Annotated in this window: 7 protein-coding genes; 1 reads left to right on the plus strand and 6 read right to left on the minus strand. The window is 71.9% G+C overall.

What is annotated here, in order from left to right; all coding sequences use genetic code 11:
* Positions 1-2 precede the first annotated feature (2 nt).
* From IE94_RS0126455 to hisC, 6 genes are all read right to left on the minus strand, one after another.
* Complete coding sequence (locus IE94_RS0126455; protein ID WP_030188997.1) at positions 3-1052, minus strand: M23 family metallopeptidase; 1050 nt, start codon at positions 1050-1052, stop codon at positions 3-5.
* 122 nt (positions 1053-1174) lie between these two features.
* Positions 1175-2857 carry a sensor histidine kinase gene (locus IE94_RS0126460; protein ID WP_030188998.1) on the minus strand — a complete coding sequence of 561 codons (1683 nt, stop codon included), beginning with the start codon at positions 2855-2857 and terminating at the stop codon, positions 1175-1177.
* A gap of 83 nt (positions 2858-2940) precedes the next feature.
* Positions 2941-6543, minus strand: coding sequence for a thiol reductant ABC exporter subunit CydD (gene cydD, locus IE94_RS0126465; protein WP_030188999.1), 3603 nt, complete (start codon positions 6541-6543; stop codon positions 2941-2943).
* Positions 6544-6611: 68 nt separating this feature from the next.
* Positions 6612-7616 carry a cytochrome d ubiquinol oxidase subunit II gene (gene cydB / locus IE94_RS0126470; RefSeq protein ID WP_030189003.1) on the minus strand — a complete coding sequence of 335 codons (1005 nt, stop codon included), beginning with the start codon at positions 7614-7616 and terminating at the stop codon, positions 6612-6614.
* Positions 7617-7636: 20 nt separating this feature from the next.
* On the minus strand, positions 7637-9142 hold the full coding sequence (locus tag IE94_RS0126475) for a cytochrome ubiquinol oxidase subunit I (RefSeq protein ID WP_030189004.1): 1506 nt from the start codon (positions 9140-9142) through the stop codon (positions 7637-7639).
* A gap of 298 nt (positions 9143-9440) precedes the next feature.
* On the minus strand, positions 9441-10520 hold the full coding sequence (gene hisC, locus IE94_RS0126480) for a histidinol-phosphate transaminase (protein WP_030189006.1): 1080 nt from the start codon (positions 10518-10520) through the stop codon (positions 9441-9443).
* A 402-nt stretch (positions 10521-10922) separates the two neighbouring features.
* On the opposite strand from hisC, the gene IE94_RS0126485 reads away from it, so the two are divergent.
* Entirely contained in the window at positions 10923-12035 is a 1113-nt protein-coding gene (locus tag IE94_RS0126485) for a LacI family DNA-binding transcriptional regulator (protein WP_063829742.1), read from the plus strand.
* The last annotated feature ends 14 nt before the right edge of the window (positions 12036-12049 follow it).

The raw sequence follows: 12049 nt of genomic DNA on the forward strand, positions 1-12049 counted from the left end.
CGTCACAACGGCACACCGCGCTGCGACAGCCAGGGCACCGGGTCCAGCGCCGAGCCCATCTCCGGGGTGACCCGTACCTCGAAGTGCAGGTGGGGTCCGGTGGAGTTGCCGGTGCTGCCGGACTGGCCGATCCACTGACCGGCGCCGACCCGGTCGCCCTGGTCGACGGCGACGGCGGCGAGGTGGGCGTACTGCGTGTAGTAGCCGCCCGGGTGCTCGACGACGACCTGGATGCCGAAGGCTCCGCCGCAGGACACCTTCAAAACCCGGCCCGTGCCGACCGAGCGCACCGGTGTCCCGACCGGCACCGCGAAGTCCTGGCCGGTGTGCCGGTTCGCCCACCGCGATCCGCCGCTGCCGAAGGACGCCGACAGCTCGTAGGTCTCCACCGGGGCCATCCAGGACGGGCCGGCCGGCGGGTCCGACTGGGCGAGGCGGACCGCGCCGGGGCACGAGCCGGCCGCGACGGAGGAGTCCGCCTGTCCCTCCAGCCGTGACCGCGCGGCCTGTAGCCTGCCCTCGATCTCCTTCTTCAGCTTCACCAGGTCGGCGTTGCGCTTCTCCAGCGCCTGCCAGGCCGCCCGCGCCTCGGCCTCCTCGGCGGCGAGCCGGGCCTGGGCCCGCAGGTTCTCGCCGATGGCCCTGTCCACGGCGCGATTCGCGCGGGAGACCGCCCGCTGACCGCGCATCAGGTCGTCGGGGTCGTCGGCGAGGAGCATCCGCGCGGTGAGCGGGAGCCCACCGCCGTCCCGGTACTGGGCACGAGCGATGCGTCCCAGGTCCTCGCGCATGGCGTCGACCTTCCGCCGTTGCCCGTCGAGTCGCCGCTCGTACTCCAGGGCCTTCGACCGTTGCGCCTCGACCTCTCGCCGCCCGTCCTCGTACCGGCGGGTGGCCTTCGCCGCGTCCTCGTACAGTCGCGCCACCTGCGGGCCGAGACCGGTGCCGGGTCCGCCGTCCCCGTCCATGCCGTCGGTGGGGCGGGCCGCCAGCACGGCCAGCCCGCACAGCAACACCGGAACGAGCCACGGGCGTCGGCGGGATGAGCGCATGTCAGCGATCGTGGACCCGCGCGGGTCCCGCGGTCGCGTCCAGGTCGTACGAGTGGGGGACCCGTTGCTGCACACGGCTCAGTGCGGCTGCTGCACACGGGGCAACCCGGCGTCGGCCGCGCTCAGTACGGCGCTTCCCACAGCACCGTCGTGCCACCGCCGTCCGCACCAATGCCCGGCCCCAGCCGACTGGACCCGCCCACGGTCTCGGCGCGCCGCTCCAGATTGTGCAGGCCGCTGCGCCGGCCGCCCTCGGGAACGCCGACACCGTCGTCCGCGACGGTCAGGCGGACACCCGGCCGCCCGTCCGGCAGGACCGCCGTCGCGTCCACGACCACCTCGATCCGCGCGGCGTGGGCGTGCCGGAAGGCGTTGGACAGGGTCTCGCGCAGCGCGGCGATGAGGTTCTTGCCGGTGAGGTCGCCGACGGCGGTGTCGACCGGTCCGACGAAGCGGTGCGAGGGCGTGAAGCCCAGCGGGACGGCGGCCATGGTGATCTCGCGCAGGACGCGGGTGCGCAGCCCCGTGGGCGCCTCGGCCGGCTGCTGGAGCGCGAAGATCGCCGAGCGGATCTCCTGGATCGTGACGTCGAGTTCGTCGACGGCCCCGCCGATCCCGTCGCGCACCTCGGGCACGGCCGACCCGCGCTGGGCGCTCTCCAGCATCATCCCCGTCGCGAAGAGCCGCTGGATGACGAGATCGTGCAGGTCCCGGGCGATCCGGTCCCGGTCCTCGTACACGGCGAGCCGCTCCCGGTCGCGCTGGGCCTCGGCCATCGTGAGCGCGAGCGCCGCCTGCGAGGCGAACCGGTCGCCGAGCGCCCGCTCCGTCCGGCTGAACGGGCGGTCCCCCCGGGCGCGGGGCATGACGAGGCCCCCGAGGACCTTCTCGTCCCTGCACAGCGGCAACAGCATGACCGGCCCGTAGGAGCGCGCCGGCCCGTCGTCTAGGCGGGGGTCGGTGGCGGCGTCGTCCACGAACACGGGCCGCCCGGCCAGCAGTTCCGCCACGATGCCGTTCTCCGGCGGGATGACCGCGCCGAGCGCGTTCGTCGGGCGCGGGGCGTCGACGGCCACGATCTCCAGGCCGCCCCCGTCGGCCGGCAGCAGCACGACCCCGGCGGCCGCCCCGGAGAGGCGGCGGGCCTGCTCGGCGACGATCTGCAGGGCGTCGTCGGTGTCGCCGCCGGCCAGCAGCGCGGTGGTGACGGCGACCGACCCGTCGATCCACCGCTCCCGCTGCTGGGCCGCCTCGTACAGGCGCGCGTTGCCGATGGCGATACCGGCCTCCGCGGCCAGCACCCGGACCATGGCGAGGTCGTAGTCGGTGAAGGGCTCACCCGCGTGCTTGTCGGTCAGGTAGAGGTTGCCGAAGATCTCGCCCTGCACACGGATGGGAACGCCCAGGAAGCCGCGCATCGGCGGGTGGTGCGCGGGAAAGCCGCACGAGCGCGGGTCCTCGGTCAGGTCGCCCAGCCGGACCGGCTCGGGGTCGCGGATCAGCGCGCCGAGCAGACCCTTGTGGCCGTCCGGGAGGTGGCCGACGCGCCGGGCGGTCGCCTCGTCGACGCCGTGGTGCACGAAGTCGGCGAGGCCCTCGCCGTCCTCGTCGACGACGCCGATGGCCGCGTACCGGGCGTGCGCCAGGTCGGCGGCGGTCTCGCAGATCCGGTTCAGCGTGGAGTGCAGTCCCAGGCCGCTGCCGACGGAACGCATCGCGTCCAGCAGTTCCGGCACCCGGGCCAGCAGCTCGGCCGAGGCCCCCTCCTGGGGTGGCGGGGAGCCGGGGGGCGGGGCTGGGGGCATGACCCGAGCCTAATAAGACCTTTTTATTCAGGAAAGTCGGTTTGACGGAATCATTCGCGAAGCTGCGGGGCGGGCGTGGCCGGTCACCGTGCTCCCACCAGCAGTTCCGCCGCCGCCTCCCGTCCGGCCATGTCCCGCAGCGGCCCCGGCACGGCGGCCAGCTCCGCGTACGTGCCGCGCTGCACGACCCGGCCCCGGTCCAGGACGATCACCTCGTCCACGGCTCGCAGTCCCGCCAGCCGGTGGGTGATCAGCAGGGTCGTACGGCCCTCGGTGGCGGCCAGCAGATCGGCGGTGAGCGCGTCGGCGGTCGGCAGGTCGAGGTGCTCGGCCGGCTCGTCGAGCACGAGGACGGGGAAGTCGGCGAGCAGCGCCCGGGCCAGGGCGAGCCGCTGGCGCTGACCGCCGGACAGCCGGGCCCCGTGCTCACCGACCAGCGTGTCCAGACCGTCGGGCAGGCTCTCGGCCCAGTCCAGCAGGCGGGCCCGCGCCAGCGCGTCGCGCAGTTCGCTCTCGGTGGCATCCTTCCTGGCGAGGAGCAGGTTCTCGCGGACCGAGCTGTCGAAGAGGTGCGCGTCCTGGGCGCACAGCCCGACGAGCCGCCGCACGTCGTCCCCGGCCAGCGCGTAGGCGTCGACGCCGGCCAGCGTGTAGGAGCCCGCGTCCGGGTCGAGGAAGCGCAGCAGCACCTGGGCCAGGGTCGTCTTGCCGGACCCGGACGGTCCGACCACGGCGACGCGGCGCCCCTTCGCCAGCGTCAGGTCCAGCTCCGCCAGCGCGTCCCTGTCCTGCCCGGCGTGACGCGCGGCCAGCCCTTTGAGGACCAGCGGAAACGGCGAGGCGGGCGCCTGCCTGGGCACCTCCGGCTCCCCCACCGGCTCCGGTGCGTCGAGCACCTCGTACACGCGCTCGGCGCTCCTGCGCACGCGCTGCCGGTACTGCACGGCGAGCGGCAGTCCGAGCACGGCCTCGAAGGCGGCCAGCGGGGTGAGGACGACGACGGCCACGGCCACACCGGCGAGTCGGCCGTCGGCCACCGCCTGGACCCCGACGAGGGCGGCGCCCGCGACGGTCAGGCCGGAGACGAGCGCGGTGAGCCCGTCGCCCAGCGCGGTGGCGGTGGCGGCCCGCGAGGCGATCCGGGTGAGGATGCCGTCGGCCCGCCGCGCCTCGGCGGCACGACCGGGCAGGGCCCCGGCGACGGTCAGCTCGGCGGTGCCGGTGAGCAGGTCGGTCACACGGGTGGCGAGCACGCCCCTGGCGGGGGCGAGCCGCCGCTCGGCCCGCCGTGCCACGGCCGCGGTGACCAGCGGAACTCCGGCGCCGGCCGCGAGCAGGCCGACCGCGAGCACGGCGCCCGCCTCCGGCAGCAGCCAGGCCGTGAAACCGACCGAGGCGGCGGAGACGACCAGTGCGCTGCCGGCCGGCAGCAGCCAGCGCAGCCAGTAGTCCTGCAGGGCGTCGACGTCGGCGACGAGCCGGGTCAGCAGGTCGCCGCGGCGGCTGTGGCGCAGTCCCGCGGGGGCAAGCCGCTCCAGCCGCCGGTACACGGCGACCCGCGTGTCGGCCAGCATCCGCAGCACGGCGTCGTGCGACACGAGCCGCTCCGCGTAGCGGAACACGGCCCGCCCGATGCCGAAGGCGCGCGTCGCCGTCACGGCCACCATCAGGTACAGCACCGGAGGCTGCTCGGAGGCCCGCGAGATGAGGTACCCGGAGGTGGCCATCAGGCCCACGGCACTGCCCAGCGCCAGGCCGCTGAGCAGCAGCGCGAGGCCGAGTCGGCCGCGCCGGGCGCCGGACATGGCACGGACCCGGGACAGCACGCCCCTTCGCGTGCCCGCAACGGGCTCGGCGGGCCGGGCGGGCTCAGCGGCCGGTTCGTCGAAGGAGCTCGCAGCGGGCGTGCCGGGGCTCGACTCCGGGGCGGCCGGTAGCCCATCGGCGTCGCCGGGCACGGCGGCCGTTGCCGGCGCCTCGCCATCGGCGTCGCCGGGCACGGCGGCCGTTGCCGGCGCCTCGCCATCGGCGTCGCCGGGCACGGCGACCATTGCGGGCGCCTCCAGCCGCACCACCCGGTCGGCCACCTCCAGCAGCGCCGGGCGGTGCACCACCAGCAGAACCGTCCGCCCCTTCGCCAGCCTGCGCACGGCGTCCACGACCGCGGCCTCGGTGGCCCCGTCCAGGGCGGCCGTCGGCTCGTCGAGCAGCAGCACCGGCCGGTCCGCGAGGAACGCCCGGGCCAGCGCCAGCCGCTGCTGCTGCCCGGCGGACAGGCCGGTTCCGTCCTCCCCGAGGACGGTCGACGTGCCCTCGGGCAGCGCGTCCACGAACTCCAGGGCCCCCGCGTCCCGCAGGGCCCCGCGGACCGCGGTGTCGTCGGCGTCGGGCCGGGCCAGCCGTACGTTCTCCGCGATGGTGCCGGCGTACAGGTGCGGGTGCTGCGGCACCCACGCGACGCGGGCGTGCCACTGCGCCACATCGAGGGAGGACAGGTCGGCTCCCCCGACCCGGACCCGCCCCCCGGTCGGGGTGACGAAGCCGAGCAGGGTGTGCAGGAGCGTCGACTTGCCCGCCCCGCTGGGACCGACGAGCGCGACCGTCTCCCCGGGCTCGACGGTGAGGTCGACGTCCATGACGGCCGCCGTGTCGCGTCCGGGATAGCGGACCGTCACGTCCTCGAAGGCCAGGGCACCGTTCGCCGGGACCGGTCCGGTCCCCGACGCCGGCAGGGGACGCTCCAGCACCGAGAAGATGTCCTCGGCGGCGGCGAGGCCCTCGGCGGCCGCGTGGTACTGCGCTCCCACCTGCCGCAACGGCAGATAGGCCTCGGGTGCGAGGACCAGCACGACCAGACCGTCGTACAGGGTCATCTCACCGTGGACCAGGCGCATGCCGATGGTGACGGCGACGAGCGCGACGGAGAGCGTGGCGAGCAGTTCCAGCGCGAAGGACGACAGGAAGGCGATTCGCAGGGTCCGCATGGTCGCCTGGCGGTACTCGCCCGTGATGCGTTTGATCGACTCCGCCTGCGCCTTGGCCCGGCCGAAGACCTTCAGCGTCGGCAGCCCGGCGACCACGTCCAGGAAGTGTCCGGACAGCCGGGACAGCAGTTGCCACTGGCGGTCCATCCGGGACTGGGTGGCCCAGCCGATCAGCATCATGAAGACCGGGATGAGGGGGAGGGTGCCGACGATGATGGCCGCCGAGACCCAGTCCTCGGTGACGATGCGGGCCAGAACCGCCACCGGCACGACCACCGCCAGGCCCAGTTGCGGCAGATAGCGCGCGAAGTAGTCGTCGAGGGCGTCGACGCCCCGGGTGGCGAGGGCGACCAGCGAACCGGTCCGCTGTCCGCCCAGCCAGCCGGGGCCGAGCGCGGTGGCCCGGTCCAGCAGCCGGCCCCGCAGCTCCGACTTCACCGCCGCGCTGGCCCGGTGCGCGGCCAGTTCGGTGAGCCAGCCGACCAGCGCCCGGCCGCAGGCGACGGCCACCAGCAGCAGCAGCGGCGTACGGAGTCCGGCGGCCGTCGTGCCGTGCTGGAAGGCGCCGACCACCACCTCGGCGATGAGCATCGCCTGCGCGACGAGCAGTCCGGCCCCGACGGCGCCCAGGGCGACGACCGCTGCCAGGAAGAGCCGGGTGGCGCGGGCGTACCGCAGAAGACGTGGATCGATGGGTTTCACGTGAAACAGGCCTTCCTGCCACGGGGGTGCGTTTCCCTGTGTTTCACGTGAAACGCACCCCGCTGGACTCAGTGCGCGGCGTCGGCGAGGTGCTGGGTGCCGATGCGCTTGCGGAACACCCAGTACGTCCAGCCCTGGTAGAGCAGGACGACCGGTGTGGCGATCACGGCCAGCCAGGTCATGATCTTGAGCGTGTACGCGCTGGACGAGGCGTTGGTGACCGTGAGGCTCCAGTCCGCGTTCAGCGTGGACGGCATGACGTTCGGGAACAGCGTCAGGAAGAGCATCGCCACGGCGGCCACGATGGTGACGCCGGACAGTGCGAAGGCCCAGCCCTCGCGCCCGGCCTGGTTCGCCGTCAGCGCGGCGACCAGGGCGGCCACGGCCACCACGAGGGCGACCAGGCTCTTGGCGTCCCCGCTGTCGGCCTGCGTCCAGAGCAGGAAGGCCAGGGCCAGCGCGGCGGTGAGCAGACCCACCCGCAGCGCCAGGGCCCGCGCCCGCTCACGGATCTCACCGACGGTCTTGAGCGCGGTGAACACCGTTCCGTGGAAGGTGAACAGCGTCAGTGTCACCAGGCCGCCGAGAAGGGCGTACGGGTTGAGCAGGTCCCAGACCGAGCCGACGTACTCCAGGTTCCGGTCGATCTCCACGCCGTGGACGATGTTGCCGAAGGCCACGCCCCACAGGAAGGCGGGGATCAGCGAGGTCCAGAAGATCGCCGTCTCCCAGTTGCGCTGCCACTTCTCCTCGGGCCGCTTCACGCGGTACTCGAAGGCGACACCCCGGATGATCAGGCAGACCAGGATGGCCAGCAGGGGCAGGTAGAACCCGGAGAAGAGCGTGGCGTACCACTCGGGGAAGGCGGCGAAGGTGGCACCGCCCGCCGTGAGCAGCCACACCTCGTTGCCGTCCCACACGGGGCCGATGGTGTTGATCAGTACCCGCTTCTCGGCCCGGTTCCGGGCGAGCAGCTTGGTGAGCACGCCGACCCCGAAGTCGAAGCCCTCCAGGAAGAAGTAGCCGGTCCACAGGACGGCGATCAGAACGAACCAGACGTCGTGCAGTTCCATGACTGTGCAGCTCCCTCGGCCTAGTACGAGAAGGCCATCGGCTTGTCGGCGTCACGGAGATCGCCGCCGATCTTCGTGGGCGGATTGAGGTCGGCCTCGGTCAGCTCGGGCGGTCCGGCCTTCACGTACTTGGCCAGGAGCTTGACCTCGATGACGGCCAGGACGGCGTACAGCAGGGTGAAGACGGACATCGAGATGACGACCTCGGCGGTGGAGACACCGGGGGAGACCGCGTCCCGGGTCTGCATCACGCCGTAGACCACCCAGGGCTGCCGGCCCATCTCGGTGAAGATCCAGCCCCAGGAGTTGGCGATCAGGGGGAACCCCATCGTCCACAGCGCCAGCAGCCAGTACATCCGGGAGAGCTTCGCCCCGAGCGGCTTCTTCAGCAGCACCAGTCGCGGGACCTCGTCCTCCCCGGTGCGCAGGGCCGGTGGCAGCAGGAACCGCTTGCGCGTCAGCCACAGGCCCAGCAGGCCGAGGGAGAAGGACGCCATGCCGAAACCGATCATCCAGCGGAAGCCCCAGTAGGCGACGGGGACGATGGGCTTGTAGTCACCGGGGCCGAACTGCTCCTGGAGGGCCTTGTTGGTGTCGTTGATGCCGGGCACGTAGGACTCGAAGTCGCTGTGCGCGAGGAAGGACAGCAGGCCCGGGATCTCCAGGGCGACCTTGTTGTGCCCCTCGTCGACGTCCCCGTAGGCGAACACCGAGAAGGGTGCCGGCTTCTCGCCGTCCCACAGGGCCTCGGCTGCGGCCATCTTCATCGGCTGCTGCTCGTACATGACCTTGCCGAGGGTGTCGCCGCTGACCGCGGTGAGCAGGCCGCCGACCGCGAGGGTCACCAGGCCGAGCCGGAGCGAGGTCCGCATCACCGGGATGTGCTTCTTGCGCATCAGATGGAAGGCGGCGATGCCCACCATGAAGGCGCCACCCGTGAGGAAGGCCGCCGAGAAGCTGTGGAAGACCTGGTTGAGGGTGGTGTTCTGGGTGAGGACCTGCCAGAAGTCGGTGAGCTCGGCGCGGCCCTTCTCCTCGTTGATCCGGTAGCCGACGGGGTGCTGCATCCAGGAGTTGGCCGCGAGGATGAAGTACGCCGACAGCAGGGTGCCGATCGAGACCATCCAGATGCAGGCCAGGTGGATCTTCTTGGGCAGCTTGTCCCAGCCGAAGATCCACAGGCCGATGAAGGTGGACTCGAAGAAGAAGGCGATCAGCGCCTCGAACGCGAGCGGGGCACCGAAGACATCGCCGACGAAGCGGGAGTAGTCGGACCAGTTCATACCGAACTGGAACTCCTGCACGATGCCGGTGACGACACCCATCGCGATGTTGATCAGGAAGAGCTTGCCCCAGAACTTGGTCGCTCTGAGGTACTTCTCCTTCTCCGTGCGGACCCAGGCGGTCTGCAGTCCGGCCGTCAGCGCGGCCAGCGAGATCGTCAGTGGGACGAACAGGAAGTGGTAGACGGTCGTGATGCCGAACTGCCATCGCGCCAGCGTCTCCGGCGCCAGAGCCAGGTCCACGTCACTCTCCTCACCCTCGCCACACCGCCGTGGTCAGCGGCGGTTTGAGCGTGTTTGTCACGCCCATCGCGGGCGCAATCGGGACACGCTTGTGAACGCGTTCACATTCACAAGCAATTATGACCTACTGCTTTTAGACACCGGAAGGGGGGTCCCCTGTGACGTCAACCCCTTCGCCGGAACGTCGACCGACGGTTGAATCCGCGGCCTGGAAGCCGTGTCCGCGGCATACGAAATCGCGGGACGGCGCCGGCCGTCCCGCGATGCGTCGCCCCCGTCCCGTGGGAGGGGGTGTGGGCTACAGCGTCCTGCGGAACTTTTCCGACATCTTCAGGAAGATGTCGTTCGCCTCGCTCTCCCCGACCGTCACGCGCACGCCCTCGCCCACGAAGGGACGGACGACCACGCCGGCCTGCTCGCAGGCCTCCGCGAAGGCGAGCGTGCGCTCCCCCAGCCGGAGCCAGACGAAGTTGGCATGGGTCTCCGGCACCGTCCAGCCCTGCGCACGCAGCGCGTCGACCACGCGGGTGCGCTCGCACACCAGCGAGCCGACCCGGCCGATCAGCTCGTCCTCCGCACGCAGCGAGGCGATCGCCGCCTCCTGCGCGATCTGGCTGACCCCGAAGGGCACCGCCGTCTTGCGCAGCGCCGCCGCCACCGGCTCGTGCGCGATCGCGAACCCGACCCGCAGACCGGCCAGGCCGTAGGCCTTGGAGAAGGTGCGCAGCACGCAGACGTTGGCCCGCTCACGGTAGAACTCGACGCCGTCCGGGACCTCCGCGTCGCGGATGAACTCGCGGTAGGCCTCGTCGAGGACCACCAGGACGTCGCTCGGCACCCGGTCCAGGAACCGCTCCAGCTCGGCCCGTCTGACCACCGTCCCCGTGGGGTTGTTGGGGTTGCAGACGAAGACCAGCCGGGTCCGGCCGGTGATCGCGTCCGCCATCGCGTCCAGGTCGTGCACCTCGCCCGTCGTCAGCGGCACCCGCACGGACGTCGCACCGCTGATCTGCGTGATGATCGGGTAGGCCTCGAAGGAGCGCCATGCGTAGATCACCTCGTCGCCGGGGCCCGAGGTCGCCTGGACCAGCTGCTGGGCCACACCGACCGACCCGGTGCCGGTGGCCAGGTGGGCCAGGGGCACCCCGAAGCGGTCCGACAGCTCACCCATCAGCGCGGTGCAGGCCATGTCCGGGTACCGGTTGAAGGAGGCGGCGGCGGCCGTCACCGTCTCCATCACGCCCGGCAGGGGCGGATAGGGGTTCTCGTTGGAGGACAGCTTGTAGGCCACCGGGCCGTCTGCGGCGGCGGCCTTGCCCGGCTTGTAGGTGGGGATCCCCTCCAGCTCGGCGCGCAGCCTGGGGCTCGTCTCGCTCACCGCAGTCCTCCTTCGTAACCACCACCGGCATCGAATACTTCTCACCTTATGAGGATTCGCCGCCGCTGCGAATAGGTGGGAACAGACCTCCTCCGTCACTCTGGCATCAGGGGCATCAGGGCACGAAGGCGCATGATTCGGGGGGCGCGCCGCACATATATCTACGCGCCGGTGGCTCGCGCCGTGGCGCGCATCCCTCGTGCAGGTGAGTTGAGACCTCTTCGCAACATCCGCCACCCCGCAGGCCCTCACTGGTCAACACGTCAGGTAATGGGATGAGTCGACCCAACTGGCTTGCTTTCCAAGGTGGTTCGTCATTAATGATCATGCAGAAACGTGACTGTCAACGCGCGCATATGCGTCCGCACTACCCCACCCCATGAGCCCTACTATCGGCTCGCCATGACAGCAGCAGGGAAGCACCAGGTGAGCCGCGCGGAAACCTCACGTCGAGGCAGTCGGCCGGGCCGGGCGGGTATCAGGGACGTGGCCGCCGCCGCCGGAGTATCCATCACTACCGTCTCCGACGCCCTCAACGGCAAGGGCCGACTCCCGGATGCCACCCGGCGCCACGTGCGCGAGGTCGCCGACCGACTGGGCTACCGGCCCTCGGCCGCCGCCCGCACGCTCCGCACCGGCAAGTCCGGACTCATCGGCCTGACCGTGACGACGTACGGGGATGAACCTTTCACCTTCACCGAGTTCGCGTACTTCGCCGAGATGGCGCGTGCCGCCACCTCCGCCGCGCTCGCCCGCGGCTACGCCCTCGTCATCCTCCCGGCGACCTCCCGTCACGACGTGTGGTCCAACGTCGCGCTAGACGGCACGGTCGTCGTCGACCCCTCCGACCACGACCCGGTCGTCAGCGAACTGGTCCGCCAGGGCCTGCCCGTCGTCTCCGACGGCCGCCCGGCCGGCTCGCTGCCGGTCACCGCCTGGGTGGACAACGACCACGAGGCGGCCGTACTCGGCATCCTCGACCACCTCGCCGACGCCGGCGCCCGCAGGATCGGCCTGCTCACCGGCACCACGACCGACACGTACACCCACCTGTCCACCACCGCCTACCTGCGCTGGTGCGAGCGCGTCGGACAGGACCCGGTCTACGAGGCCTACCCCGCCCACGACCCGTGCGCCGGCGCGGTCGCCGCCGACCGGCTGCTCGCCCGTCCGGACCGGCCCGACGCCGTCTACGGCCTGTTCGACCCGAACGGCACCGATCTGCTCGCCGCCGCCCGGCGCTACGGACTGCGTGTCCCCGAGGACCTGCTGCTGGTCTGCTGCAGCGAGTCCACCGTGTACGCCAGCACCGAGCCGCCCATCACCACCCTGTCGCTGAAGCCCCGCCGCATCGGCACCGCGGTGATCCAGGTCCTCATCGACGCGATCGAGGGGCTGCACTCCGACCAGCCGGTCGAGCAGGTGATACCGACCGAGCTGATCGTGCGCACGTCGTCGCAGCGGCGCCCGCCGCGCACGACGGTCAGCCCGCCCCGGTCGCCGGAGGGCGAGTAGGACGGGACCGGGAC

It is taken from the genome of Streptomyces violaceorubidus (genome assembly GCF_000717995.1).
Lineage (GTDB): Bacteria > Actinomycetota > Actinomycetes > Streptomycetales > Streptomycetaceae > Streptomyces > Streptomyces violaceorubidus.

Bases quoted from the DNA above. Each gene is read 5' to 3' on its own strand.
- IE94_RS0126485 (WP_063829742.1), top strand. From the start codon at position 10,923: ATGACAGCAGCAGGGAAGCACCAGGTGAGCCGCGCGGAAACCTCACGT.
- IE94_RS0126460 (WP_030188998.1), bottom strand. From the start codon at position 2,857: ATGCCCCCAGCCCCGCCCCCCGGCTCCCCGCCACCCCAGGAGGGGGCC.
- IE94_RS0126455 (WP_030188997.1), bottom strand. From the start codon at position 1,052: ATGCGCTCATCCCGCCGACGCCCGTGGCTCGTTCCGGTGTTGCTGTGC.
- cydB (WP_030189003.1), bottom strand. From the start codon at position 7,616: ATGGAACTGCACGACGTCTGGTTCGTTCTGATCGCCGTCCTGTGGACC.